Consider the following 25,377-nt stretch of genomic DNA (forward strand, 5'->3'; position numbering starts at 1 on the left):
GTACTGCACCCGGGAGGGTGTGGGAGAGTAGGACACCGCCGGACAACCATTAACAGGGAGAGCCCCGACCACGACGGTCGGGGCTCCCCCCATTTAACCACCCGGTTCGCGCCGCCGGTAAAGTAGGTGGTCATGGAAAATCTCTTCAGCCATCCCGCGTCCGAACCCGAGCCCTCCGAGCAGTCCGGCAATGAGCTTGAGCCCCTGGTGGTGACCGTGGTGGTCCCATCGAACGTTTCGCATGCTTTCCAGGGCTTCACTGACCACCCCCACCTGTGGTGGCCCATGGAGGAGGAGAGCGTCTTTGGGCTCGGTTCCCATGTGGAGTTTGAGGAGAACCTGATCCTGGAGACAGCCGAGGACGGCCGCACCTCTGTCTGGGGCACCATTGACGACTGGCAGCCACCCCTGTCCTTCCATGCCAGCTGGTACCCGGCGAGCACCCCCTTGTGGTCCACGGAAATCCGTGTGGCATTCCGTGCAGTTGATGAAGGCACGGAGGTACGCCTGGTCCACGATGGTTGGGAAGGGGCCGAGGATCCTGAGGCTTCACGGGCTTCCTATGCCGAGGGTTGGCCTCGCGTGCTGCAGCGCTACGTGAGATTCATGGGCGGAGCCGTTGCCTAGGGTCCGCCGGCTCCACGCCGATGACTGGTTGTTGTTGAAGAACGTTCGCTTGGAGATGCTTGCAGACACCCCCATGGCTTACATCGAAAGCCTGGAGGCGGCACGTCGGCAGACGGATACCCAATGGCAGCAGCGAGCGGCCGCAATGTGCGGGGATGGCAACGTCACGCTGGTTGCGGATGGGGGCAAAGACGATCCCACGCTCTACGGGCTGATGAGGGTGGTCCTGAAGCACCCGCAGGATTCTGAGTCGACACGGGAAGCGATGCTCATCAGTGTTTACGTGGCCCCTGAGCATCGCGGCTTGGGGTTGGCTGATGAGCTTTTGAATGAGGCGTGCAGGGCCGCAGGGGAGTCTCTGAGCGCCGATCGTCTTGAGCTGGGAGTCCATGAGGACAATGCCCGGGCTCAAGCGTTCTACAGCCGCCATGGATTCGAGTTGACGGGTGCCAGCCGGCCCTATCCGCAAGATCCGGCCAAGCTGGAGCTCGTGATGGAACGGCTGCTGTAGACGGCGGGCCAGAGCGCTAGTACAGCTAGTTCGCGTCGGCCGGTGGAACAGCGGTGCTGGTGCGCACAACGAGCCTGGTGGGGTGCTGCGTGTCCGCTGCGACGAGAGGGGTGCCGTTGGTGATCGCCCCAAGGAGGGTACGGACTGCAAGTGCCCCTTGACCCTTGGCATCCTGGTCGATGGTAGTCAGGCCCATGACGTTACCAAGATCGTGTCCGTCGATGCCCATGATCGAGATGTCGTCCGGGACGCGCAGCCCGAAGTCGCGGGCAGCCAGGATGGTGCCGATCGCCATTTCGTCAGATGCTGCGAAGACGGCGGTTGGCCGTTCCGGCGCGCCGGCAAGCAACTGCCGGGCGGCCGCATAGGCGCCTTCTATGGTGAAGTCCGCAGAAACGATCCGTTCGGGCCTGACCGGACATCCGGCGTCGTTCATTGCCTTTTCGAAACCGGTGCGGCGGGTTCCGGGCAGATGGAAGTCCTGATCGTAGGCTTCATGACCGGTGATGTGGGCGATCTTGGTGTGCCCCAAGCCTAGAAGGTGGTTGGTGGCCTGGCGCGCAATGGCCGTGTCGTCGATCCTGATGGTGGAGGCCCCAGGCAGTGGCCCGCCGATGCCAACAATCGGGCGGTGCACGGCGTGGAGTTGCCGGAGCTCGTTCTCGCTCAATTCCAAGGAGACCGCAATGACCGCGTCCACACGCTTACGCAGAAGGAAATCGTTGAAGACACTCTGCCGGTGGGCCGCATTCTCCCCGATGTTGTAGAGCGTGAGGTCGTAGCCCGCCTCCAACAGGGCTGTTGATGCGCCCTCCACCACCGCTGAAAAGAACCAGCGATGGACAGAGGGTACCACCAGGCCAACGTTGTGGGTCCGGCCGGACGCCAGGCTGGATGCGTGATAGGACAAAACGAAACCCAGCTCGGAGGCGGCAGCCTGGGCACGTGCGCGGCTGGCAGGGGATACGCTGCCTTTGCCGCTCAGGGCCCGGGAAACTGTTGCCACGGACAAACCTGCGCGCTCGGCAACGTCCTTGATACCGGTCATCCCGCTCCTTGAAAAAGATTTAGCTGACTTTGAGCCAGACTGTCTCTCCCGAGCTTATTTGATCAGGAGCCTGTGGTTCCGCGCCTACATGCCGGGAGCTGCGCAGGATCAGCTCTCCGGGCGGCATTGGCATGGGCTGGTGTGCCGTGTTCATGACCACCAAAATGTATCCGTTGAGGTACGCGAGCGACGAGCCGCTGCAGTAATCCTCCACCCAGGCCAATGATCCTTCACCGAGTCGGAGTACGGCCCTTTCGGCCAGTAATGCACGGTACAGGTTAAGGTGCGACGCCGGATCGGACTCCTGCTTGTCCCTCGCCAGTGCGGGCCAGGACTCGGGCTGGGGCAGCCAAGGATCCTTGCCGTCCCCGAATCCGGCGTTGGCGTCCGCGGACCGCCACGGCAGCGGCACACGGCAGCCGTCGCGGCCGATGCGGGCCCCGCCTGTCCGGCTGAACGTGGGGTCCTGCCGGAGCGCGGCGGGGATGGTGGTGGAATCGGGGAGGCCCAGTTCCTCACCCTGGTAAAGGTAGGCGCCGCCCGGCAGGCCGAGCATGAACATGGTGGCCGCGGCAGCCCGCCGTCGTCCGAGTTCCTCGTTGGGTTGTACGTCGTCAGGCCCTATGCCATCACCATCGCGGGGGCCAGGTCCGTCGTAGCCGAACCGGGAAACGTGCCGGACAACATCGTGGTTGGAGAGAACCCAAGTACTCGGGGCCCCGACAGCATCCAGCGAGACCAGGGAGTCAGTGATGGTGTGGCGAAGGCGGTAGACGTCCAAGCCGGCATGCAGGTACGGGAAGTTGAAGGCTTGGTGCATCTCGTCGGGGCGGACCCACAGCGCCAGCCGCGGAAGCGGGTCCACATTGGCTTCGGCGCAGAGGATGCGGTCCGGCCCGTATTCCTCCAGGATGGAGCGCCAGCGCCGGTAGATGTCGTGCAGTGCGGGCTGGCCGAACATGGGAGCATCCTGGCCCGGGAAGCCGTCCGAGCTGTTGCCATCAGCACGGCCGCCCCAGTTGGGAAGGCCTGCGGCTTTGACCAAGGCGTGGGCAACATCAACACGGAAGCCGGAAATACCGCGGTCCAGCCAAAAACGGAGCACGCGTTCAAACTCGGCGTGGACCGCAGGGTTGTCCCAGTTGAAGTCCGGCTGCGAGGAGTCGAAAAGATGCAGGAACCACTGTCCTGGCCTCCCGTCCGCTTCGATGATGCGGGTCCAGGCCGAGCCGCCAAAGTGCGACTGCCAGTTGTTGGGCGGCTCGTTGCCGTCGGGACCAAGCCCGTCCCTGAAGATGAACATGTTGCGCTCGGGGCTATGAGGTCCGGCCTGGAGTGCCGCCTGGAACGCTACGTGCTGGTCGGAGCAATGGTTGGGAACCAGGTCCGCAATGACGCGCAGGTTCAGCCTGTTGGCTTCGGCAATCAGTGCGTCAAAGTCCGTCAGGGTGCCAAACAGCGGGTCGACGTCGCAGTAGTCGCTCACGTCGTAACCCGCGTCCCTCTGGGGCGAACGGTAGAACGGCGACAGCCACACGGCGTCCACTCCCAAAGCTGCAAGCTTCCCCAGTTCTTCCGTGATGCCAGCCAGGTCTCCTACACCGTCACCGTTGAGGTCGCGGAAGGACCGCGGATAAATCTGGTAGATGACGGCGGAACGCCACCAACCGTGGGCGTCGGAGGCGTCGTGGACTGGGGTTATCTGCGTGAATGCAGCAGTGGGCTCGTAGGCCTCAACTGAGAGCAATGAATCAACGGACATGGACACATCGTAGGAGACAGCCCGGAATATTGAAAGCGCTTCCACTTTCATGAACGCGCCACCCGCAGCAAAGTGAAGTGGGGCGGATTTTCGCAGGAGTAAGTTCGGGGCAAAGTCTGGAAACGCTTACAGACGCCATCGAGGGAGGCCCGGCGGATTTAGCCCGGCTGTGCCAAAACGGCCAAGGGTCCGCTGGCTAGACTATGAGCACGGAAACACTGCGAAGACTGCCGGGTTGGCGTGTCCGCGGTGCTCGTGTGAAGGGAACACCTTGTCTGACGAAATGGCCATGGCCGGTACACCACAGAAACGCACACACGGCCAAGGCGAAGCAGCCCAGCCATCAGCAGCGCAGCGGGCTTTCCTGCGCGACCTTGCGGAAGGCCTGGGCGCCGGCAATCTGGCCCTGGACGTTGAAACACTCAGCACCTACTCAGCCGACCAGGGCCCCCTCTTGGAACGGCACCTGCCCCTTACCGTCGTTTGGGCTGAGTCCGTGGCGGACGTGCAACACGTCGTCCGCACCTGCGCCGCACACCAGGTTCCGATCGTCGCCCGAGGCGCCGGAACAGGTGTCTCCGGTGGTGCGCACGCCACCGAAGGGTGCATCGTCCTGAGTCTCGAACGGATGAACCGCATCCTGGACCTGAACCCCGACGACGAGACCGCCGTCGTCGAACCCGGCGTCATCAACGCCGAACTGAACGCAGCAGCCGCCGAACACGGACTGATGTACGCGCCGGACCCCGCCAGTTACAAAATGTCTACCATCGGCGGCAATGTGGCCACGAACGCGGGTGGGCTGCGCTGCGCCAAATACGGTGTAACGCGTGATTCCGTGTTGGCACTGGATGTCGTCATGGCTGACGGCTCCCTGATGCACACCGGCCACCAGACCTTCAAGGGCGTCGCGGGCTACGACCTGACCGCCCTGCTGGTGGGCTCCGAAGGAACACTGGGAATCGTGGTGGGCGTGACAGTACGACTGAAATACCTGCCGCGCGAAATCCACACCATCGCCGCCTTCTACCAGGACTTCCGCAGCGCCGCCGCGGGCGTCCTCGCTGTAGGCCGGGCACGGGTCCAGCCAGCCATCATGGAACTCCTGGACAACGGCACGCTGGTGCAACTGGACGAACTGCACGGGGGAGACCTCCAGAAACGCGGCAAATCCCTGCTGCTCATCCAGACCGACGGTTTCGGTGCTGCTGCGGAGGCCGACGTCGTACGGCAGGTCCTCGCCGACGGTGGCGCCACCGTTACCACCGAAGCCAGCGCCGAAGCCGAAATGCTGGTGGAACTGCGACGCAACAGCCGCGGCGTCGAGGTCGACGACGAATTCCGGGTAGGCGAAGACATTGCCGTCCCACGATCGCGGCTGGTGGACTTCGTAGCCGCCCTTGAAGCGATGGCCGAGCGGTTCCAGGTCCGGCTCAAGGTAGTGGCCCACGCCGGCGACGGTAACCTGCACCCCACCTTCTGGATGGACCGGGTGGACCCCGTCACCGACACCGACGCCCTGCAGCGCCTGAACGCAGCCTTGGACGAGTCCATTCGGGTGGGGCTCCAGATGGGTGGAACCATCACCGGTGAGCACGGCGTAGGGCAATACAAGCTGCGCTGGCTGGGACTCGAGCAGCCCGAGCCCGTGCGGGAGCTGCAGCGGCGGATCAAGGAGCTGTTCGATCCGCAGGGGATCCTGAACCCGGGGAAGGCTATCTAGGTCCGACATCTGGGTGGGCCGGACCCGAAGGGCCGGAACGCTCTGCGCGCTCGGTCGTTCCTCCCTTAGACGCGCGCTGCCGCGTTCCGGGCCTTCGGGCCCCTTGGGGGCGCGCCGGCAGCGTTGCCGCCACATCACACCCCCGCTCTGGTATTCCAAAGTATGACTATCTCATCCTCTGGCTGCATCACCTACCCACATTTACTTTCTTGGGTTCTACTCATACTCTTGTTTGGTATACCAAAGAAGCTATGAGGAGGATTGCGTGCGTGAAAACCGGGTGGGTGGACCGGGTCTGGGTCCGAGGGCGACGACGGGCCTGATCTTGCTCGCACTTGTGATGGTGTCCATCAATCTTCGGCCGGCAATTACTACGGTGGCCGGGGTGATGAACCAGGTGCACGGGGTTTATGGACTCGATCCTTCGCTGCTTCCGCTCTTGGGAACGCTGCCGGTGCTGGCCTTCGGGATTTCGGGACCCATTGGGCCGTGGCTGGCTCGCCGACTGGGAACCGGACGGGCCGTAGCCGTGGCACTCCTGGCGTTGGCTGCAGCGCTGATCCTCCGTGCGACCGTGCCAGCCCTCTTGCTCCCGGGCACTTTCCTGGCAGGCATGGCCATCATGAGCGCCAGCGTGTTGGTTCCGCAGATCGTCAAAGCCAACAGGGGAACGGGGTGGTGGACTGGCCTCTGCACCATGGGATTTGGACTAGGTGCAGCACTTGGCGCCGGGCTGGTCCAGCCACTGGAGCAGGCCTTCGGCGGAAGCCTGCCGTCGGCACTTGCCGCCTGGGCCGTGCCGGCCCTGCTGGGGGCCTTCTTGATCCACCGCTCCGGAGGACGCACGACGTCGACACCCCCGTCGCCGGGAACGGCAAGCCAGGTGCCTGGTTCGGCCAGCCCAGTACCTGGCTCAGCCAACCCACTCAGGAAGCAGCGCACAGCATGGGCGGTCACGGCGTTCTTCGGTTTGCAGGCCATGCTCTACTTCGCCATCACCTCATGGCTGGCTGTGTATCTGGTATCCCGGGGGCTCTCGCCTTCGGAAGCTGCGGCATTGCTGGCATGGTTCAGCCTCGCTGGATTGCCGGCCAGCCTCCTTGCTCCTGTCCTGGCGGGCCGGCCCAGGATACTGCGGGTCATGGCGCCCGGACTTGGAATATCCGTGGCCCTCGCACTCGTGGGAGTGCTGGTTGCACCTGTAGGGCTGCAGTTCCTCATGGTCGGCATACTCGGGGTTGTGCAAAGCGCCGGTTTTGGCCTGGCCATGGCACTGGTGGTGATCCGCTCGGCGGGGCCACAGTCAGCGGGTCGGCTCTCGGCCATGAGCCAAGGGTTCGGCTTTGCGCTTGCTTCGCTGGGCCCATTGGGCGCCGGATTGCTTCACACCATGACTGGCGGCTGGGAATTGACGTTCTGGGCGCTCGCGGCTGAGGCGCTGGTGCTGGCCGGGGCAGGATTCCTGGCGATTCGAGGGCCCGTGGTGGGCGTCGGACTGGCCGAGGTGCCCCCGCAACCCGCGTCGAAAGCTGGATCTCTTCGCTGAGGCGCTGTCCGACGCCGGTGGAACCACCTGGCGCTGAAGACAACCTTTCCGGAGGCAGGCGGGGCCTTTCGGGGGGTCCCTCTGCGGCGTATCCTCGGCGATATGACGACCTCAGCATCAGGGACGAATCAGCCAGCCACACCCGCTACGGAAATCCTTGAAACCAACGAGTGCTGGGAGCTCTTGCGCGGCGTATCAGTTGGCAGGCTGGCTGTGTGGGTGGACGACCACCCCGACATTTTCCCCGTGAATTACAAAGTGGACCACGGAACCCTGGTCTTCAGGACAGGCGAAGGAACCAAGCTCCACGCGGCCCTTGGCGACACCCCGGTGGCCATTGAAGCCGACGGGGTCAATGCCGAAACCGGCGTGGCGTGGAGCGTCGTGGTCAGGGGCCAGGCGTCCGCGGTGAAGCTGACCCAGGACGTGCTGGACACGATCGGCCTCCTGCTGTTTCCGTGGGAAGCCGGCCAGAAGGACCAGTTCATCCGCATCACACCCAGCAAAGTCACAGGCCGTCGCTTCACAGTCACTCCGGCTGTGACATGGTGGACGCCGTTGGATGACGCGCCGACTGCGCGAAGCGAGTAGCCGTTAATAACGAAACCCGCCCTGGTTCGGAACTCCTCATGCTCAACGGCGAGGAGAACCAACCAGGGCGGGTTTCGTAGCGGCTAGACCAGTTCCAACTGGTCAGCCACCACACGGCCTGCATGAATCACGGTACGGTCCTTGCCACGGTCCATCACCGTGGAGGCCACCGTTTCGCCGTCCACCAGGAGCAGTTCGGCAGGATCGCCAACCTCGACGCCGGGACGGTGGGCCGTGTCCTTGAGCCGGGTAGCGCTGGGGTCAAGGATGCTCGCGCCGCCGATGGTGGCGATGGCCAGGCAGTGCTCGATCAGCTCGTCCTTGCGGAAACCGTGCGTGAACGCCAGCTGCCATGTACGGTCCAGCATGTCCGTGTTGCCGTAAGGGGACCAGTAATCGCGTTGGCCGTCTTCGCCCAGGCCCAAACGGACGCCGGCCTCGGTGAGGAGCGGGATGGGCAATTGTCCTGCGGCGGAAGGAGCTACCGAAGCCAAGGAAACGTCCAGCTCCGCAAAGGCGTCAATGAGCCTGCGTGTAGTGGCTTCGTTGACGCTGCCCAGTTGGTAGGCGTGGGACATGGTCACTTTGCCTTGCATGCCCAGGGCCCGGGTGCGCTCGAGTACCAAGTCAGTGCTGAACACGCCCAGCTCGCCGGGCTCGTGCAGGTGGATGTCGATGGGCACCTGATATTTTTCGGCCAGGCCGAACACGATGTCCAGGTGCTTGGCCGGATCCCGGTCCAGAGTACAGGGATCGATGCCGCCCATGACGTTGGCACCGGCCTTCAGTGCCTCCTCCATGAGTTCCACTGTGCCTTCTTCCAGCAACAACCCGGCCTGGGGGAAAGCGATGATATCCACGGAGGCCTGACCCGCAAACTTCTCCTTGGCCGCAGCCACCGCCTCGAATCGTTCGAGCCTGCAGTCCACATCCACCTGCGCGTATGAGCGCACGCGGGTGGTGCCGCGCGCGATCATCCGGCCCAGGGTGTCGTTGACGCGGTCCTGCAAGGGGACCTCGGCGTTGCGCCAGTTGAGGCGGTCGTTCATCATCATGGTCCACACGCCCGGACCGCCGGTGTGCTCGCGGAACGGCAAGCCTATCCGGGTCGAATCGAGGTGCACATGGACATCGGAAAAGGATGGGAGGAGTAGCCGTCCCCGGCCCTCCACCACTGTGACGCCTTCCGGAACTGCGCGGGCAGGGTCGTGAGGTTCGACGGCGGTGATCTGGCCGCCCGTTGCGCCCGAAACAATGCTGACGTCGCTGAGCTCATGCCCCCACGGGCGAACGGCGCGGATCAGGGTGTTCAATGTTTGCTCCTTTGGTAGTGAATCTATTGCATACCGGACAGCACCGTGGCAGCCATACCTGCGTGGTGGCAGGCGGGCGCGTTCGGGGTGGCTGGTGTAGGAATCTGGTTGATGCAGCGTTGGCGTTGTTCCTCGGGAAGCGTGCCGATCAGCGGGCAGCGGGTGCGGAAGACGCAACCGCTGGGTGGATTGGCCGGCGAAGGAAGGTCGCCGCGAAGCCGGATCTTCACCTGTTCACGGGCGGCACGCGGATCCGGCAATGGCACAGCTGACAACAGGGCCTTGGTGTAAGGGTGCAAGGGGTTGCTGAACAAGGCGTCGCGGGGTCCCTGCTCCACGATCTTTCCGAGGTACATCACGGCAACGTCGTGGGAAATGTGACGGACCACTGAGAGATCGTGGGCGATGAAGATGTAAGAAACGCCGGTGTCACGCTGAATCTGTTGCAGGAGGTTCACTACCTGCGCCTGCACCGAGACGTCCAGCGCGGAGACGGGTTCGTCGCAGACAATAACCGAAGGGTTCAGGGAAATGGCCCGTGCGATACCTACCCGTTGCCGCTGACCCCCGGAGAACTCATGGGGGAAACGGTTGTAATGCTCAGGCTTCAAACCCACTTGGTCCAGGAGTTCCTTGACCCGGTTCTTCAGGCCACCTTGTGGGTTGATCTTCTGCGCCACCATGGGAGCCGCGATCGCCGTCCCGACGGTTTGGCGGGGATTCAGCGAGGCAAACGGGTCCTGGAAGATCATTTGGACCTTCCGCCGGAAGTTGTACAAGCCCCTTCCGTGCAGTTCACTGATGTCCTCACCGTCCACGACGATCCGGCCGCCGGTCGGGTCCAGCAACCGCGCCACCATCCGTCCGGTGGTCGACTTACCGCACCCGGACTCACCCACGAGCCCCAAAGTCTGGCCGCGGGCAAGGCTGAACGACACGCCGTCGACCGCTTTGACCGAACCCTTGGCGGAGCCGGGAAGGAGGCCACCTTTCAGCGCGAAGTGCTTTTGCAGGTTCTCCACCTGGAGAATTGGCTGATGTTCCATGACGGGTCCTAACGCGAATTCCGGATGCTGATGAGCTGCGGGCCGCTCAAATGGCAGCGCTTGCCGTGCCCGTCCTCGATCCGCAGTTCGGGACGCTGGCTGGCGCAGACGCCGTCGCCGGCGATTTCGGCGTATTGGCATCGCGCGCTGAAGATGCAGCCATTGGGCAGGTCAAGGAGCGACGGCGGCTGGCCCGGAATGGGGTTCAGCCGGCTTTGGGCACTGTTGAGGGTGGGCATCGAGTTGAGCAGGCCGAGGGTGTAGGGGTGCCGGGTGTCGTAGAAGATCCCGTCCACTGGCCCCGACTCGACGCATTGGCCCCCATACATGACCAGCACGTCGTCACAGACTTCCGCCACCACTCCGAGATCGTGGGTAATGAGGATGAGCGCCGAGTTTGTTTCTTCCTGGAGTCCGGACATCAGGTCCAGGATTTGGGCCTGAACCGTCACGTCCAGCGCAGTGGTGGGCTCGTCCGCGATCAACAGTTCGGGTTCGCAGATCAGCGCCATCGCGATCATGGCCCGCTGCCGCATGCCCCCGGAGAAGTGGTGCGGGTACTCGTCATAGCGTTGCTCCGGGCTGGGGATGCCCACCCTTCCCAGCATGTCGACGGCGGCCGTCCGGGCCTGCTTTTTGCTCGCCTTGTTGTGGACCAGGTACGCCTCGGCAATCTGGTGCCCCACGGTATAGAACGGGTGCAGCGCCGACAGGGGATCCTGGAAGATCATGCCGATATTGCGGCCACGCAACTGACGCATGGCGGATTCGGGGAGCGCCACCAGGTCCTTGCCCTGGAACATGGCCTGTCCGGTGACCTGCGCAGACGTGCCTTTGAGCAAGCCCATGAGCGCTTGGCTCGTGACGGATTTTCCGGATCCGGATTCGCCCACAATTCCCAGGGTCTGGCCGCGTTCCAAGGTGAAGTCCATGCCGTTCACTGCGGAGACAACGCCGTCGTCCGTAGGGAATTTCACGCTGAGGTCCCGGACCTCCAGGAACGGCGCGGTGGCCGTACCGCTGGCGGGAGCGCTCGCGGGGGCGGTGTTCAACTGCATCATTGGAGCCTCACTCGGGGGTCGATGGCGGCATAGGCAAGGTCCACCGCCACGTTGGCGACGATGACGAAGAATGCGGCGAGCATGGTGATGGCCATGGTGACCGGGAGGTCCCCGGCGATGGCAGCGTGCACTGCCGTGAAGCCGAGGCCGGGGACGGAGAAGATCTGTTCGGTGAGCACTGCTCCGCCGAGCAGCAGGCCGATGTCCATGCCCAGCATGGTGACCACAGGGGTGATGCCGGCACGGACACCGTGTTTGAAAGTCACAGTGCGGGGCGCCAGGCCTTTGGCACGGGCGGTCCGGATGAAGTCCTCACCGAATGTCTCAATCATGTTGGTGCGGGTGACACGGATGTAGGAAGCACTGAAGAGGACGGCCAACGCGATCCAGGGCAGCAGGTAGTTGGCCACCCAGGCCCCGGGACCGTGCGGACCGAAGGGGCTGTTGATCTCGTTGGTGGTGAACGGCAACAGGTGCAGTTGGTTGACGAACAGGAGCAGCAGGAACAGGCCCGTGACCGGGATGGGAAGGGAAACGCCAACAGAGGCTGCGCCCACAATGAACTTGTCCACCGGCGAACCCTTGCGGAGGGCCGCCAGGAGGCCGAGCCCGACGCCGGTGATGGTCCACAGGACAAGCGCACCGATGGCCATCGAGAAGGTGTAGGGGAGGGAACGGGCAATGATGTCGGCTACGTTCTCGTTGGTTTGGAACGATTTACCCAGGCACGGCCATTCGCACAGCGTCTGGGCGCCGGGGGCACCGATCATCCGTGACGAGAAGAGGCCGCGGATGTAGTCGAAGTACTGGACGAAGAACGGCTGATCCATGCCCAGCGCGACCCGTGCCTCGGATATGCGTTCGGGGGTGCATTCCTGGCCGCAGGCAGCCGCGGCAGGATCAGACGGGCCCAATTGGAAGAGCGTAAAGGTGATGAAACTGACCGCTGCCAGGAGCAATACCAGCGATCCGGTCCGGCGAATAATAAAAGTCGTCATGGTGGTGGTTGCGGGCCGCCCGCTGATGCAGGCGGCCCGCTTCTCCTTCTGGACTATGCCCGATTGGTTTCTCGAAGTCCGGCTATTGCTCGACGCCGACGATCGAAAGGTCGATGCCGCCGAAGAAGTAGCCCACCTGGGCATTGCGGACATTGGAGCCCACCACGCTGTTGGTGTGGGTGCGGATGAGCGGCACGATCGGGTAGGTCTTCAAAGCTGAGCCGAAGGCCTCGGACCACTTCTTACCGAGTTCCTCCGAGGTTCCGTCAGTGTTGCGCAGCTCGAACATCGCCTTGGACACTACGGGGTCGAAGTACCGGGAAGTGTTGGAGAAGCCATAGCTGGTGCCGTCATTGTTCGGCCCCAGGAGCGGATCGGCCGAGGTGCGCACCGATGCAGGGTCGGCACCGCCGCACCAGCCGGACCGTCCCATATCCGGAAGCTGCTCGCTGGCCAGGACCGAGTAGTAGTTCGGGGCCGGAATCGGCACCAGTTCCACGTCGATTCCCAAAGCCTTGAGGTTTTGCTGGACCACGGTGCCGGTGTTCTTGAAAGCGTCGCGGTTGTTCGCGTAACCGTACGTAAGGGTCTTGGGGTAGTCCTTGCCCTCCAGGAGCTTCTTGGCTTCCTCGAGCTTCGGCTTGCCGGTGGGGTCGAGCTCCAGCTCAGTCTCCACGTACCCGCGCATCTTCGCGTTCAGTGGGCTTTGGGTGAGCTCCCCGAAGCGTCGGCCACCGTACTGGACCAGGATGGACTGCCGATCCAAAGCCAGTGCGATCGCCTTGCGGACATCGGGGTCCTTGATCTTCTGGGTGTTCAGGCTCAGCACATCGTTGCAGCCCAGCAGCCCGGAGGCCACGCGATCCTTCACTTTTGCGTCTGCGAGCTTGGCGGAATCCGAGGTCTGCAGTGCGCCATTGGAGTCCAGGGTGATGGCATTGGGGTCCGAGTCGGCCAACAACTGCTGGCTGATGGTGGCCTGGGAGGTCGACAGCGAGAAGCTGAAGGTGTCCGGCAGGGCCGAGCGGTTGGGATCAGTGGCAGCATCCCAGTGCGGGTTACGGACCAGTTTCAGGGATTTGCCGCGGTTGTAGGACTCAACCATGTACGGGCCGGAGGATACCGGGTGGTTGGTGTAGTCCAGCTTGGTGTCCTTGGCCTTGGGAACAGGGGCCGTGTTGGAGCGGGAAGCCAGTGCGGGGAATTCCGCGAATGGCTTCTTCAGATGGAAGACCACGGTCCGCTCGTCGGGTGTTTCAACTGCCTTGAGTTCAGCGGAAGGATCCTTGTACGGCCCCTTGTACCCGCCGGCGTCGAGTGCTGCATTCAACTCCTGCGGCGCCTGGGTGAAGACGTCCTGCGCGAAAGTGCGCTCCACGCCGTATTTGATGTCGGCGGAGGTGATGGGTGTACCGTCCTCGAACTTCACGCCTTCCTTCAGGGTGAACGTCCAGCTGAGGCCGTCGTCGGAGACTTTACCGGTGTCCGTTGCGAGGTCCGGCACCACAGTGGGCGGCTGGCCGGCTGTTTCCTTGGCCATCGTCAGCGTGCGGTAGTACAGCTGGCCGACGTTGGCCGTCTGTACGTAGTTGCTGTTGCCAGGATCAAGTGTCTGGAAGTCGGAGGACATCAGCACGTTGATGTTTCCGCCCTTGCCGTTGAAACCGGACTTGACCACAACCGGCGCAAGTTCCGTGACTGACTGGGCCTGGTTGGAGTTGGTGGGCTGGTTCTGTCCCGCGCCACAGCCGGTGGCGGCTGCGGCGATCAGCACGGAAAGAGCCAAGGCTCTTGCAGGGGTTTTCATGATGCTCCTTGAGGGGGTGTGGTGATGCGGGGATGAATGCGGGATTCAGTGGCGGGAAGCTTTAGGGTCCAGTGCGTCCCTGACGGCGTCACCCAGGAGATTGAACGCCAGGACGGTGACGATGAGCATGACGCCGGGAACGGCCAGGAACCATGGATCGCTGAGGTACCAGTTACCGGATTGGGCGGCGTTCAGCATCTGGCCCCACGACGGTGTGGGGTCCTTTACGCCGACGCCCAGGAAAGACAGTGCCGCTTCGGCTGAGATGTTGGTGGGGATCAGCATGGTGGCGTAAACCAGCACGACTCCCATGACGTTGGGGATGATCTGCCGGAACAGGACACTCACGTGCGAGGCGCCGAAGGACCTGGCGGCCTCCACGAATTCGCGCTCGCGGAGGCTGAGTACCTGGCCACGGACGATGCGGGCGAGGTAGGCCCAGCCGAAGAAGCCAAGGATGATCACCAGCGAGGCCATGGGCAGGAAGCTTCCTTCGCCCAGCGGGGTATCCCGGAGCCGTGACTGAAGGATGGGCGTCAGCGACAGCACCAGGAGAAGATGGGGAAAAGCGAGGAACAGGTCCATGATGCGGCTGATGATCGCGTCCGTTTTGCCACCGAAGTAGCCGGCCGCCGCGCCCAGGACAGTTCCGAGCACGACCGAGACAGCGGTGGAGAGCAAGGCGATGGTCAGGGAAACCTGGCCGCCGTAGGCAAGCCTGGCGAAGAGATCGCGGCCCAGGCCAGGCTCCACGCCCAACCAGTGCTGTGCCGAGGGGTACATGTAGCCGGGAAGCGGAAGCCCGGGTGTTTGGAAGTCATCCAGCACCTCGGGGCTGGTGTTCGACGTAAAGGGGTCGTTTCCCGACATGGCGCTCAACACGGGAGCCAGGATGGCGAACACCATGATGGCCACCACGACGCACAGGCTGAGGAGCGCGATCTTGCTGCGGCGGATCCGCATCCATGCAGTGGCGAGCAGTGAGCGGGCCTCGGCAGGCGCTTTGGACTCGCCCGCCGCTGCCCGAGGAAGCGGCGGGCTGCCGGTGTTCGGTTCGATGGACTGTAACTGGGTCAACGGTTCTGCTCGTTTCATCATCCGAGGAGCGTGCTCCGGAGTTCTTGTATACCAAAATAGATTAGATCAGGATTCATGCGATGTAAATCACAAATAATGTACTGTTTGGAATACCAGAAAGATCCTCGCGCTGAGTACGCAGAGGACAGGAACAACGAGGAGCCGCCCGTGCCAACCAAGGTCACCGCCCGCTACGTGCTGGGTTATCACAACGGACACCACGTCCTCCTTGAAGACGCCTGCGTTGTGTATGACGGCTCCACCATTGAGTACGTCGGCCATGACTACACCGGACCCGTGGACGAAGAGCGTCAGCTCGGTGACGCCGTGCTGATGCCCGGCCTGATCGACCTCGACGCGCTCACGGACATCGACCACCTCATCCTGGACAGCTGGGCCGGACCGGAACACGCCAAAGGGCACCAGTGGTCGGAGGACTACTTCCGGAACCGCCGCGCAGACGTCTTTACTCCCGAAGAGCGCCAGCAAATCCGCGAGTACGCCCTGATCCAGCTCATCCTGCACGGCATCACCACCTACATGCCCATCGCCTCCGAAGTACACTCCGAATGGGCCGAGCCCTTCGATGAGCTGGTGGGAATGGCCGACACCAGCCGACGCCTCGGCCTGCGCGGCTTCCTGGGTCCTGCCTACCGCTCGGGCGTGAACGTCGTCCTGGAGAGCGGCAAGCGTTCGGTGATGTTCGACGTCGAGCGTGGCCGTGAGGGTTTTGCCGATGCGTTGCGCTTCATCGACCATGCGACGGAACTTAAGGACCCTCTGGTGACTGGCGTCCTGCTCCCGTGCCGGATCGAAACACTGGACATAGGTTTGCTGAAGGAAACGGCGGCGGCATCTGCGGGCAGGGACATCCTGGTGCGCCTCCACTCCCTGCAGGGCCTGATGGAACGCGAACTCATCCTGGACCGGCATGGAGTGGCGCCCTTGGAGCTCCTTGAACAGGTGGGTCTGTTGGGCGAACGGCTGCTGATTCCGCATGCCACCTACACAGACCGCAACCCGGCCGTGTTCGGCGAGGACCGCGGCGACCTCTCAACGCTTGCGGACAGCGGTGCAAGCATCATCCACTGCCCGCTCACGTCCATGCGTTACGGCAGTGCCCTGGATTCCTTCAATGCTTACAAGGAAGCGGGCATCAACATTTCGCTGGGCACGGACTCCTTCCCGCCGGACCTGATCCGCGGGATCGACGCCGGGGTGCAGCTCGCGAAAATCCTCGCCGGAACCAACGACGCCGGTGATGTTGCGGGATACTTCGACGCAGCCACGCTCGGTGGTGCGCATGCCCTCCGCCGCCCGGACCTGGGCCGGTTGGAGCCCGGAGCCCAGGCGGACCTGGTGGCCTTCTCCTTGGGAGACATCCGTGACGGCGTCCACGACGATCCACTCCGGACGCTTATCCTGAACGGAACAGCCCGCCAGGCTGTGCTGTCCGTGGTGGCCGGCCGAACCATCATGGCTGACGGTGTGATCGACGGGGTGGACCTGGACTATTGGCGCCTGAAGGGCCAGGAATTGTTCGACAAGATGCGCCAGGCCTACAGCGTTCGGGACACCCTGAACCGCCCGGCCAATGAGCTGTTTCCTCCCGTGTATGCTCGGTTGGAACGCTGACCGGCGCCGTCCGGCACACGAGGCGTGCAAGGGTGTGAAGGAAGGTTTGACAGTGGCTGAGGCGATGCCGGAAACCGGAACTGGCCGCGACGACGAGGCCCGCGCCGAGAACGTCTATCAACTGGTGCTCGAAGGCATAGTCACAGGCACGTATGCCCAGGGCATGCGTTTACGAGAACGCGAACTCTCCGAGGTCTACAACGTCTCGCGTATTCCGGTGCGTGAAGCCATCCAACGCCTGGAACAGGACGGTTTTGTCCAGACGTTCCCGCGCCGCGGTGCCGTGGTCCGGCAGCTGACCCTCACCGACGTCAACGAACTGTTCGACATCCGGCTGTGCCTGGAAACGTTCGCCGCCCGGATGGCTGCCACCCGGGTGGCAGAAGGTGCCGACGGCGGCCGGTTGGAGGAGCTGATGCAGGCCTCCACTTCGGCCATCGATGAGGACCGGACGGAGGACGTCGCCGTGATCAGTGCCGAACTCCACGCCGAAATCGTCCGCCTGTCCGGAAACCGCCTGCTGATCGAGTCCGTGAAGCCGCTGTTCGGCAGGATGCGGTGGATTTTCGGGCTGGCGCACAACCGCAGCAACGAACTCCAACGCGACGAGCACACCGAGCTCTGCAACGCCATCTTGAAAGGCCGGCCCGATCTGGCCTACTCCCTGGCGTACTCGCACATCGAGCTGGGCCGCGAACCGGTCCTGTCCGGGCTCGCCGAGACGTTGGAGCCCTGAAGCTGCACTAGTCGTCGGCGTCCGGGTACTCGTCTTCATCCTCGTCGTCGTAGCGGCCGGATTCCTCCACTTCGACCTCAAGGATCTTCAACAACTCAGTGTCCGGATTCAGCATGATGGCTGCCTCGTCGCGGCGGTGCTGCAGCACGGTGTCCAGGTAGGACTGCACAGTCTCCGCCAACGGGACGTACCTGTCCTGCTTCTGGCTCATGTACCAGCGGTGCTCCAGGACCTCATGGACCACCTCTGCCGGTTCCAGCTTCCCGGCCAAGTGGCGGGGTATGGAACGGACAATGGGTTCGAAGATCTGGCTCACCCAAATATGGGCGCTGATTTCCTCATCCAGTTCCGGGTTGTTGTCGGCACGGAACTGGTCCATGTCGTTCAACAGCCTGCGGGCTTGGTTCTCCTGGGCGTCCAGGCCCGTGAGGCGGAGCAACCGCCGCTGGTGGTGGCCGGCGTCGACCACTTTGGGCTGGAGCTGGATGGTGGAGCCGTCCGCCGTGGTCTTGATGGCGTATTCCTCCACATCGAAGCCCAGCTCGTTGAGGCGGCGGATGCGCGCACCCACGCGCCAACGCTCGCCGAGCTCAAAGGACTCCTTCTCCGTGAGCTCGGTCCAGAGCCGGCGGTAGCTGTCCATGATCAGCTCGCTGGTGGCTACCGGGTCGACCTTTTCCTCGATCAGCCCACCGTCCAACAGGTCCATCAGTTCACCGGCAATGTTCACCCGGGCTATTTCGAGGTCATATTCACGCTGGCCCATGGAAAGGTCCGGGTAGAGCTCACCCGTTTCTGCGTCCACCAGGTAAGCGGCGAAAGCACCGGCGTCACGGCGGAACAGGGTGTTGGACAGTGACACGTCACCCCAGTAGAAACCCACCAGGTGCAGGCGCACCAGCAGCAGTGCCTGCGCGTCAATGAGGCGTGTCAGCGTGTCCTTCCGCAGCATCTGGGAGAACAACGCGCGGTAGGGCATGGAGAATTTCAGGTGCCGGGTGACCAGCACGGGGTTCAGCGGACGCCCATCCGCGGTGGTGCGGCCGGTGATGACGGCCACGGGTTCCACGCAGGGAACGTCCAGCCGGGCCAGCTTACGGAGCATGTGGTACTCGTGGCGGGCGACGTGTTCTGAGGTTTCCTTGATGGCAATGACCGATCCGCCAAGGTGGGCAAAACGGACGATGTGCCGGGAAATACCGCGGGGCAGGGCGGCGAGGTTCTCGGCTGGCCAGTCCTCCAGGGCGATGTGCCACGGCAGGTCCAGCAGCTCGGGATCGGCTGCCGCAGCAGTGATGTTCAGCGAACCGATCACGCTGGCCGGCGGTGCGGTGTCCTGCGCGCTGGCCGCCTCAGTCCTGGGGAGCTTGCCGATCTGCCCGTAGTCGGTGGGTTCGTCGTGCCACTGGGCTCCGTTTTGCTCGCTCATGCCTCAATTGTTCCGTACTTGGGGTCGCCGGCGGTCATCGCGCCTGAAAAGGGGTACTCCGGCTTCGCCGACCATTCGACGTCGGGCGCTTCCTGGAAGACGACGCCTTGCCGCGTGAGCCGCTCACCCAAGGCGCCGAGCCGACGTCGGAAGTCACCGGCGTTGCGGACTTCCTGGCCGGACCAGGCCACTTCCGCCAGTGAGACCGCCCGTGGGTACAGGAGCCACTGGGCCTGTTTGTTGTTCCGTACCGTCTCAGACCACAGGGGGCCTTCGACGCCGAGGATCTGTTCGTCGTGCAGGCCGCTCTGGGCCGGGTCCCAGTTGTAATACTCGGACCAGGTGAAGGGGCCGCCTTCCACCCACGACAAACCAACAGGACTTTCCGGTGCATATTTCTGGTCCAGGTAGGTGTTCGCTGCGGGGGACATGATGACCGGTGTTCCGCTGTTATGGGCCTGTCGCACGGTGGCCTCCAGATCGCCGTGCCAGTACTGGATCACCGCATCTTCCGGAAGCTCGACGGCGGCAAACTCGTTCCAACCCACCACGGCCTTGCCCGTCGCGGCGGCTATCTGGACAAACTGCTGCACCATGGCGACGTAGTCCTCGTGTGCTGTGACGTGGGCTTCGTCTCCGCCGATGTGCAGGTACGGGCCTACTGTGATGTCGGCGAGCTGTCCGAGGACTTCGCGGGCGAACTCGTAGGTGGTCGGTAGGTCCGCGCTCAGGGTTGACCAGCCAACCTCGGCCGTGGTGCTCATGGGTTTGGCCTCGCCGTCCGGGCTGAGCTGCGGGATGGCGGCGAGGGCGGCGTTGACGTGCCCGGGGAGGTCGATTTCCGGCACCACCAGGACATTGCGGCTGGCGGCGTACGCCTGGATGTCCCGGAAATCCTGCTGCGTGTAGAAGCCCGAGTTGCCGCGCGCGGGCACGGCAGTGGGGACCTCGACGGCGCCCGTGCCGCCCAGCCGGGTGAGGTTCGCGTAGTCCAGCCCGGACGGATTCTCCTTGGGCTCCAGGATTTCGATGCGCCACGCCTGGTCATCGGTTAGGTGCAGGTGCAGTGCATTCAGCTTGAACTGGGTCATGACATCGATCTGCTCCTTCACCTCCTCCACAGTGAAGAAGTTGCGGGCAACATCCAGCATGAGGCCACGGTAGGCGAAACGCGGCGCGTCAACGATTTCGACGGCGGGAATCACCCAGACGCCATCGGCGCCCGACTCCGTACCCTCGATGGATGCGGGGAAAAGCTGCCGCAGTGTCTGCACTCCGTTGAACAGGCCGGCATCAGTGGAGGACGAAAGCCGGATGGCATCGCTGGTGACAGTGAGCGAGTACGCTTCCGGGCCGCCGTCGAACATGTCCACCAGCTCGAGGACGATGTCACCGGGGCGGGCGTCCTCCGTTATGGGCAGCTCGAAACCGGTGCCGCGACGCAGGAGCGAGGCAAGCTGCTCAGCGACGGGCACGGCAGGATCACTGGCCACGATCCGGGCTTTGGGGGAGAGCGTGAAGGCAGGGCTGTCCAGGTGTTCGACGTGCGAGGGGCGGGGGATCAGGGTATCTGTCGTGTTCATGCCGTTCTTCCTGGGAGAAAGGTTAACGCGAGAGCGGCCCGACCGTGAGGGGTCGGGCCGCTATCACAATGCGGAACGTACAGACGCGTCAGCGCCGGTGGGGACTTAGTCGCCCAGGCGGAGGCCGGTCTTGGTGTCGAACAGGTGGACGTGGCCGGACTGCGGACGAACAAAGATGGACTCGCCCTTCATCGGGGGGCGACGGCCATCGACGCGGGCGACGATGTCGTGGCTCTTGCCATCAAGGATGGTGTGGCCGTAGACGTAAGCGTCGGCGCCGAGCTCTTCAACAACGTCAACCTCGACCTGGAGGCCTTCGCCGTTGCCGACCGTCTCCAGATCTTCCGGACGCGAGCCAACGGTAACCGTCTGGCCGTGTGCTTCCTGGAGGACGTCGCGCGGCACGGGGTAGACCGTTCCACCGAACTGAACGCCGCCGTCGACTACCGGCAGTTCCAGCAGGTTCATGGCAGGGGAGCCAATGAAGCCTGCAACGAAGACGTTTTGCGGGCGGTCGTACAGGTTGCGCGGGGTGTCAACCTGCTGCAGCAGGCCGTCCTTTAGCACAGCCACGCGGTCACCCATGGTCATGGCCTCGACCTGGTCGTGCGTCACGTAAACCGTGGTGACGCCCAGGCGGCGGGTCAGGGACGCGATCTGCGTACGGGTCTGGACGCGGAGCTTGGCGTCAAGGTTGGAAAGCGGCTCATCCATGAGGAAGACCTGGGGGTTTCGGACGATTGCGCGACCCATGGCAACACGCTGGCGCTGACCGCCGGAGAGTGCCTTTGGCTTGCGGTCCAAGTACTGCTCGAGGTCGAGGAGCTTGGCGGCTTCGCGGACGCGCTCTGCGCGCTCTTCCTTGGAAACGCCGGCGATCTTCAGGGCGAAGCCCATGTTGTCCGCAACAGTCATGTGCGGGTAGAGGGCGTAGTTCTGGAAGACCATTGCGATGTCGCGGTCCTTCGGCGGAACGTCCGTGACGTCGCGGTCGCCGATGAGGATGCGGCCTGCGTTGACGTCCTCAAGACCTGCGAGCATGCGCAGCGAGGTGGACTTACCGCAACCGGAGGGTCCAACGAGGACCAGGAATTCGCCATCGGCGATGTCGATGTTGAGCTTATCGACGGCGGGCTTATCTGTGCCCGGGTACAGACGCGTAGCGTTATCAAAAGTAACTGTAGCCACAGTTATCAATCCCTTCACCGGCAGGTACGTGCCGGACGATCCGTTGTGAATGGTTCATTTTCTTCAGTTGAACTCCCCGGCCATTGGCCGGGGAGGATCGTGTGACGTCGCACGGTGCTGTGCGTCACATCACATCCAAGAGTATGTCAGACTTTTGGATGAAAGACCTAAATGTTACAAAGGTCACATGTGCCGTTGGTCACCGGTCGGGCCTAGCGACCACGCGGCGACGCTCCCTCAGCAGCGCCTCCAGCAGCTCCGCCATGTGGACTGGAGCCTCCACGCGGTACTGCGCTTGGGTGAAGTCCAAGCCGACTTTGATGCCCACGTCATCACCCATCAGCCGGCCCAGAGCATCCTCATCCGTGACGTCATCCCCGGCGAACAGTATGGCCGTCGCGCCGGTTGCCTGCCGGAGGAACTCCACAGCCTCACCCTTTGAAGCGTGGACTACCGAGGTTTCCAGCACCCGCTTGCCCGTCTTCAAATAGACACCTGCATATTCGCGGAGCACGCGCGTAGCGGCTTCCACAGCGTCCTCGGCAACGTCGTCCTTTGCCATCCTCGTATGGAGGACGACACCGGCAGGCTTGTCTTCGAGCACCGTCCCGGGAGCCGTCTCCACGATTTCCTGGAGCACATCACGAACTGCAGCCAGCGTTGTGCGCTGTTCCTCGTCCAGTTCCAAACCGTGGGAGCCTTCGCCCAGCCAGACCTCTGCCCCGTGGCTCCCAACCAGCAGCGTGGCGGCCGGAGGGGAGGCGACCAGCCGCAAGCTGTCCAATGCCCGGCCTGAGATGAGTGCCGTCGTCGTGCGTGGAAGTTCGGCGAGTTCCGTCAAAGCGGCGGCGGACCGCGGGAGCGGCCGGGCGTCCTCTGCGCGGTCCACCAGAGGGGAGAGCGTGCCGTCGAAGTCGAGGGCCACCAGGAGCTGCTCGGTGTTGGCGATGCGGCGGATGGCGTCCAGCAGTTCGGGCTTCAAGGACAGTTTTTCAGCTGTCATCGCGGACCACCTTTTCCTCAAGTGCGGCCAGGAACTCGGCCGACCAGTGGTCGACGTCGTGGTCCAGGATCTGCTTCCGCATGAGTTTCATGCGGCGGCGGGCCTCTTTGGGCTCGAGGTTGACCGCGCGGAGGATGGCTGATTTGAGGCCGTCGATGTCGTGCGGATTGATGAGGAACGCCTGCTTGAGCTGGTCCGCGGCGCCGGCGAATTCGCTCAGCACCAACGCCCCGTTGTCATCGGCGCGGGCGGTCACATACTCCTTGGCCACCAGGTTCATGCCATCGCGCAGTGCGGTCACCAACATGACGTCGGCGGCCAGGTACAGCGCCACCATCTCCTCCACCGGGTAGCTGTGGTGCAGGTAGCGGACGGCTGTGTTCTGGATTGTGTCATAGGTGCCGTTGATGTGACCGACGGTGCCTTCGATTTCCTCGCGAAGCAGCCTGTACTGTTCCACGCGCTCGCGGCTGGGGCTGGCCACCTGGATGAGCGTGGCGTCCTCGACTTTGATCTGCCCGTCAGCGAGGAGTTCCTCGAAAGCCTTGAGCCGGTGCCCGATTCCCTTGGTGTAGTCGAGCCGGTCGACGCCCAGGAGGATGGTCTTGGGGTTGCCGAGGTCCCGGCGGATCTGCTTGGCACGCTCAATGATGTCCGGATTGCTTGCCAGCTGCCGGATCTGGTCCACGTCGATGGAGATCGGGAAGGCCTGGGCCCGGGCGATGTGGGTGACTTCGCCGTCGGGGCCCTTCACGTGGACCTGCTGCTGCTTGACGCTGGCGCCCAGGAACCGGCGTGCGGAGCGCATGAAGTTGCCGGCATCGCTGGGACGCTGGAAGCCCAGAAGGTCCGCCCCCAGCAGGCCGTCGATGATCTCGCGGCGCCAGGGCAGTTGCGCGAAAATTTCCGGCGGAGGGAACGGGATGTGGTTGAAGAAGCCGATCTTCAGGTCCGGCCGCGCCTGACGCAGCAGGCGGGGCACCAGCTGGAGCTGGTAGTCCTGGACCCACACAGTGGCGCCGTCCGCGGCGTGGCGGATGACGGCGTCGGCGAACTTCTTGTTGACCGTCCGGTAGGAGTCCCACCACGTACGGTGGAACTCCGGCGGGGCGATGACGTCATGGTAGAGCGGCCAGATGGTCGCGTTAGAGAAGCCCTCGTAATACAGTTCAACTTCGTGGCTGCTGAGCTGGACCGGGACCAGGTCCATGCCTTCGTGGCTGAAGGGCCGCACCGTCTCGTCGGGGGCCCCATGCCAACCCACCCACGCGCCGTCGGACTTTGTCATCATGGGGGCCAGGGCCGTGACCAGGCCGCCGGGCGAACGGCGCCAGCCGTCACCGCCGTCGTCGTTGCCGTCGCTGCTGCAACGGTCCACAGGCAACCTGTTGGAGACCACCATGAAATCGAACGTGCTGGCCGTAGGCTTCTTGGTTGGAGAAGCCTTGGGGGCTTGTTCGGTACTGAGTTTTTCGCTTGCCGGTTCCTGCATTAACGCTCCCTGGGGTTGCTGTGACTCAACTCCCAGCCTACTAGTGGAATCTTCACGGGCAGTTGATCGTTCAACAACCGGGCGGGAGGGTGTGCGGTAGAGCTCCAAGTTCGCTCCCGTAAACTGTCCCCGTTGCCCTAGATATTCACTACGACGTCGAGTAACCCGAGGAACTGATGAGCCCCGCAAACGAATCCCGCCTGTCCAAGGCTGAGCGCACCGCCCAGGCACGGGAAAAAGCGCGCGCAATCCGCGAAGAGCAGTTGAAGAAAGAGAAGCGCAACAAGCTTCTGGTCGGCTGGGGCATCGTGGTTGCCATCGTTGTCATCATCGCGGTGGTGGCGTTCGTGGTTGTTGGCAACGTCCAGAACAACGCGCCGATTGCCGACAACGGCCCCACCCCCGCCAACGGCAACGTCCACGGTGGCGTCACCCTGCTGGCCAACAGCGAGGTTGTGAAGTCCGAACCCGCCACCGTCAACGTGGCCGACGTTCCTGCTCCGCTGGCCAGCAAGCCCGCAACCGTAACTGTTCCCGGTGGCGAGGCTGAAGCCGGAAAGCCGGTCAAGGTTGTTGCCTACATCGACTTCATCTGCCCCGTCTGCAAGCGCTTCGAGACCACTTACGGTGACTCGCTGACCAAGCTCCGAAACGATGGAAAAATCTCCCTCGAATACCGCGCACTTGGCTTCCTGGACCAGCAGTCCACCACCAACTACTCCTCGCGCGCGGCCAACGCTGCGGCCTGCGTAGTGAACTCTTCCCCGGAAAAGTACGCGGACTTCTTCAACCTCCTCTTTGAGCGCCAGCCGGCTGAAGGCAGCGCAGGCATCTCTGACAAGGACCTGAAGGCCATGGCCACCGAGGTAGGTGCGGCAAACATCGACTCCTGCGTCGACAGCAAGCAGTACCGCCCCTGGGTGAAGGTTGCTACGCAGGAAGCCGCAGCGATCGGCGTCACGGGTACGCCTACCGTTTTTGTCGACGGCAAGCAGTGGGACGGCTCCACGGACCTGAACGCTGAAATCCAGACCGCCATCACGGCAAAGGGCTAAGCCTTCCTTGAATTACGACGGCGGCCGGTCACCCTCACGGGGTGGCCGGCCGCCGTTTGTTCTTGGTCCCGTGGTACCGCACTGCTTCCGAATTTCGTTGCGGGGGAGGGTGTGGGCTAACCTTGTCTAGCGTTGTTTCGGCGGCG

Annotated in this window: 21 protein-coding genes; 8 read left to right on the forward strand and 13 right to left on the reverse strand. The window is 63.5% G+C overall.

Features of this window, described 5'->3' with window-relative positions; all coding sequences use genetic code 11:
- Positions 1 to 132 precede the first annotated feature (132 nt).
- Both ABHM97_RS19675 and ABHM97_RS19680 read left to right on the forward strand, forming a co-directional pair.
- Positions 133 to 627: an SRPBCC domain-containing protein gene (locus ABHM97_RS19675; protein ID WP_235518748.1), complete on the forward strand. Its 495-nt coding sequence runs from the start codon at positions 133 to 135 to the stop codon at positions 625 to 627.
- Positions 620 to 1,138: a GNAT family N-acetyltransferase gene (locus tag ABHM97_RS19680; RefSeq protein WP_349471937.1), complete on the forward strand. Its 519-nt coding sequence runs from the start codon at positions 620 to 622 to the stop codon at positions 1,136 to 1,138. The genes ABHM97_RS19675 and ABHM97_RS19680 overlap by 8 nt, the downstream gene beginning before the upstream one ends.
- 25 nt (positions 1,139 to 1,163) lie before the next feature.
- Here the strand turns inward: ABHM97_RS19680 and ABHM97_RS19685 are convergent, their stop codons facing one another.
- Positions 1,164 to 2,186, reverse strand: a complete 1,023-nt coding sequence (locus ABHM97_RS19685; protein ID WP_349471938.1) for a LacI family DNA-binding transcriptional regulator — start codon at positions 2,184 to 2,186, stop codon at positions 1,164 to 1,166.
- A 19-nt stretch (positions 2,187 to 2,205) separates the two neighbouring features.
- Entirely contained in the window at positions 2,206 to 3,948 is a 1,743-nt protein-coding gene (locus tag ABHM97_RS19690) for a glycoside hydrolase family 13 protein (RefSeq protein WP_349471939.1), read from the reverse strand.
- Between the two features lie 289 nt (positions 3,949 to 4,237).
- Between ABHM97_RS19690 and ABHM97_RS19695 the strand changes: the two genes are divergently transcribed.
- The 3 genes from ABHM97_RS19695 (at position 4,238) to ABHM97_RS19705 (ending at position 7,808) form a co-directional block, all read left to right on the forward strand.
- Positions 4,238 to 5,671, forward strand: coding sequence for an FAD-binding oxidoreductase (locus ABHM97_RS19695; protein ID WP_349472000.1), 1,434 nt, complete (start codon positions 4,238 to 4,240; stop codon positions 5,669 to 5,671).
- A 265-nt stretch (positions 5,672 to 5,936) separates the two neighbouring features.
- Complete coding sequence (locus ABHM97_RS19700) at positions 5,937 to 7,217, forward strand: MFS transporter (RefSeq protein WP_349471940.1); 1,281 nt, start codon at positions 5,937 to 5,939, stop codon at positions 7,215 to 7,217.
- 102 nt (positions 7,218 to 7,319) lie between these two features.
- The gene (locus tag ABHM97_RS19705) at positions 7,320 to 7,808 is read left to right on the forward strand and encodes a pyridoxamine 5'-phosphate oxidase family protein (RefSeq protein WP_257369007.1); all 489 of its coding nucleotides are present in this window, start codon (positions 7,320 to 7,322) and stop codon (positions 7,806 to 7,808) included.
- Positions 7,809 to 7,891: 83 nt separating this feature from the next.
- Here the strand turns inward: ABHM97_RS19705 and ABHM97_RS19710 are convergent, their stop codons facing one another.
- From ABHM97_RS19710 to ABHM97_RS19735, 6 genes are all read right to left on the reverse strand, one after another.
- On the reverse strand, positions 7,892 to 9,121 hold the full coding sequence (locus ABHM97_RS19710; RefSeq protein WP_349471941.1) for an amidohydrolase family protein: 1,230 nt from the start codon (positions 9,119 to 9,121) through the stop codon (positions 7,892 to 7,894).
- Between the two features lie 23 nt (positions 9,122 to 9,144).
- Complete coding sequence (locus tag ABHM97_RS19715; RefSeq protein WP_349471942.1) at positions 9,145 to 10,167, reverse strand: ABC transporter ATP-binding protein; 1,023 nt, start codon at positions 10,165 to 10,167, stop codon at positions 9,145 to 9,147.
- Between the two features lie 8 nt (positions 10,168 to 10,175).
- Positions 10,176 to 11,228: an ABC transporter ATP-binding protein gene (locus ABHM97_RS19720; RefSeq protein ID WP_349471943.1), complete on the reverse strand. Its 1,053-nt coding sequence runs from the start codon at positions 11,226 to 11,228 to the stop codon at positions 10,176 to 10,178.
- Entirely contained in the window at positions 11,225 to 12,226 is a 1,002-nt protein-coding gene (locus ABHM97_RS19725; RefSeq protein WP_235518772.1) for an ABC transporter permease, read from the reverse strand. Before ABHM97_RS19725 ends, ABHM97_RS19720 begins: the two co-directional genes overlap by 4 nt.
- 82 nt (positions 12,227 to 12,308) lie before the next feature.
- Positions 12,309 to 14,033, reverse strand: coding sequence for an ABC transporter substrate-binding protein (locus ABHM97_RS19730; protein WP_349471944.1), 1,725 nt, complete (start codon positions 14,031 to 14,033; stop codon positions 12,309 to 12,311).
- A 45-nt stretch (positions 14,034 to 14,078) separates the two neighbouring features.
- Entirely contained in the window at positions 14,079 to 15,131 is a 1,053-nt protein-coding gene (locus ABHM97_RS19735) for an ABC transporter permease (protein WP_349471945.1), read from the reverse strand.
- 147 nt (positions 15,132 to 15,278) lie between these two features.
- Between ABHM97_RS19735 and ABHM97_RS19740 the strand changes: the two genes are divergently transcribed.
- Together ABHM97_RS19740 and ABHM97_RS19745 are read left to right on the forward strand one after the other, a co-directional pair.
- Entirely contained in the window at positions 15,279 to 16,745 is a 1,467-nt protein-coding gene (locus ABHM97_RS19740) for a chlorohydrolase family protein (RefSeq protein ID WP_349471946.1), read from the forward strand.
- A gap of 52 nt (positions 16,746 to 16,797) precedes the next feature.
- On the forward strand, positions 16,798 to 17,481 hold the full coding sequence (locus ABHM97_RS19745) for a GntR family transcriptional regulator (protein ID WP_349471947.1): 684 nt from the start codon (positions 16,798 to 16,800) through the stop codon (positions 17,479 to 17,481).
- Positions 17,482 to 17,488: 7 nt separating this feature from the next.
- On the opposite strand, the gene ABHM97_RS19750 is transcribed toward ABHM97_RS19745, so the two are convergent.
- The 5 genes from ABHM97_RS19750 to ABHM97_RS19770 form a co-directional block, all read right to left on the reverse strand.
- Positions 17,489 to 18,910 carry a DUF4032 domain-containing protein gene (locus tag ABHM97_RS19750; RefSeq protein ID WP_257369003.1) on the reverse strand — a complete coding sequence of 474 codons (1,422 nt, stop codon included), beginning with the start codon at positions 18,908 to 18,910 and terminating at the stop codon, positions 17,489 to 17,491.
- A complete protein-coding gene (locus ABHM97_RS19755; RefSeq protein ID WP_349471948.1) occupies positions 18,907 to 20,493 on the reverse strand; it encodes a beta-N-acetylhexosaminidase in 1,587 nt (528 codons plus the stop codon). The genes ABHM97_RS19750 and ABHM97_RS19755 overlap by 4 nt, the downstream gene beginning before the upstream one ends.
- Before the next feature lie 105 nt (positions 20,494 to 20,598).
- Positions 20,599 to 21,681, reverse strand: coding sequence for an ABC transporter ATP-binding protein (locus tag ABHM97_RS19760; RefSeq protein WP_142936539.1), 1,083 nt, complete (start codon positions 21,679 to 21,681; stop codon positions 20,599 to 20,601).
- Positions 21,682 to 21,880: 199 nt separating this feature from the next.
- The gene (otsB, locus tag ABHM97_RS19765) at positions 21,881 to 22,684 is read right to left on the reverse strand and encodes a trehalose-phosphatase (RefSeq protein WP_349471949.1); all 804 of its coding nucleotides are present in this window, start codon (positions 22,682 to 22,684) and stop codon (positions 21,881 to 21,883) included.
- On the reverse strand, positions 22,674 to 24,176 hold the full coding sequence (locus ABHM97_RS19770) for an alpha,alpha-trehalose-phosphate synthase (UDP-forming) (protein WP_305082600.1): 1,503 nt from the start codon (positions 24,174 to 24,176) through the stop codon (positions 22,674 to 22,676). The genes otsB and ABHM97_RS19770 overlap by 11 nt, the downstream gene beginning before the upstream one ends.
- 176 nt (positions 24,177 to 24,352) lie before the next feature.
- Here ABHM97_RS19770 and ABHM97_RS19775 point away from each other — a divergent pair, with 176 nt between their 5' ends.
- Entirely contained in the window at positions 24,353 to 25,231 is an 879-nt protein-coding gene (locus ABHM97_RS19775) for a DsbA family protein (protein WP_235518784.1), read from the forward strand.
- Positions 25,232 to 25,377 lie beyond the last annotated feature (146 nt).

The sequence above is a fragment of the Paenarthrobacter sp. CAP02 genome, assembly GCF_040137855.1.
Taxonomy (GTDB): domain Bacteria; phylum Actinomycetota; class Actinomycetes; order Actinomycetales; family Micrococcaceae; genus Arthrobacter.

Bases quoted from the DNA above. Each gene is read 5' to 3' on its own strand.
- ABHM97_RS19685 (WP_349471938.1), bottom strand. From the start codon at position 2,186: ATGACCGGTATCAAGGACGTTGCCGAGCGCGCAGGTTTGTCCGTGGCA.
- ABHM97_RS19735 (WP_349471945.1), bottom strand. From the start codon at position 15,131: ATGATGAAACGAGCAGAACCGTTGACCCAGTTACAGTCCATCGAACCG.
- ABHM97_RS19695 (WP_349472000.1), top strand. From the start codon at position 4,238: ATGGCCGGTACACCACAGAAACGCACACACGGCCAAGGCGAAGCAGCC.
- ABHM97_RS19720 (WP_349471943.1), bottom strand. From the start codon at position 11,228: ATGATGCAGTTGAACACCGCCCCCGCGAGCGCTCCCGCCAGCGGTACG.
- ABHM97_RS19725 (WP_235518772.1), bottom strand. From the start codon at position 12,226: ATGACGACTTTTATTATTCGCCGGACCGGATCGCTGGTATTGCTCCTG.
- ABHM97_RS19775 (WP_235518784.1), top strand. From the start codon at position 24,353: ATGAGCCCCGCAAACGAATCCCGCCTGTCCAAGGCTGAGCGCACCGCC.
- ABHM97_RS19730 (WP_349471944.1), bottom strand. From the start codon at position 14,033: ATGAAAACCCCTGCAAGAGCCTTGGCTCTTTCCGTGCTGATCGCCGCA.
- ABHM97_RS19750 (WP_257369003.1), bottom strand. From the start codon at position 18,910: ATGAGCGAGCAAAACGGAGCCCAGTGGCACGACGAACCCACCGACTAC.
- ABHM97_RS19690 (WP_349471939.1), bottom strand. From the start codon at position 3,948: ATGTCCGTTGATTCATTGCTCTCAGTTGAGGCCTACGAGCCCACTGCT.
- ABHM97_RS19715 (WP_349471942.1), bottom strand. From the start codon at position 10,167: ATGGAACATCAGCCAATTCTCCAGGTGGAGAACCTGCAAAAGCACTTC.
- otsB (WP_349471949.1), bottom strand. From the start codon at position 22,684: ATGACAGCTGAAAAACTGTCCTTGAAGCCCGAACTGCTGGACGCCATC.
- ABHM97_RS19705 (WP_257369007.1), top strand. From the start codon at position 7,320: ATGACGACCTCAGCATCAGGGACGAATCAGCCAGCCACACCCGCTACG.
- ABHM97_RS19770 (WP_305082600.1), bottom strand. From the start codon at position 24,176: ATGCAGGAACCGGCAAGCGAAAAACTCAGTACCGAACAAGCCCCCAAG.
- ABHM97_RS19755 (WP_349471948.1), bottom strand. From the start codon at position 20,493: ATGAACACGACAGATACCCTGATCCCCCGCCCCTCGCACGTCGAACAC.
- ABHM97_RS19675 (WP_235518748.1), top strand. From the start codon at position 133: ATGGAAAATCTCTTCAGCCATCCCGCGTCCGAACCCGAGCCCTCCGAG.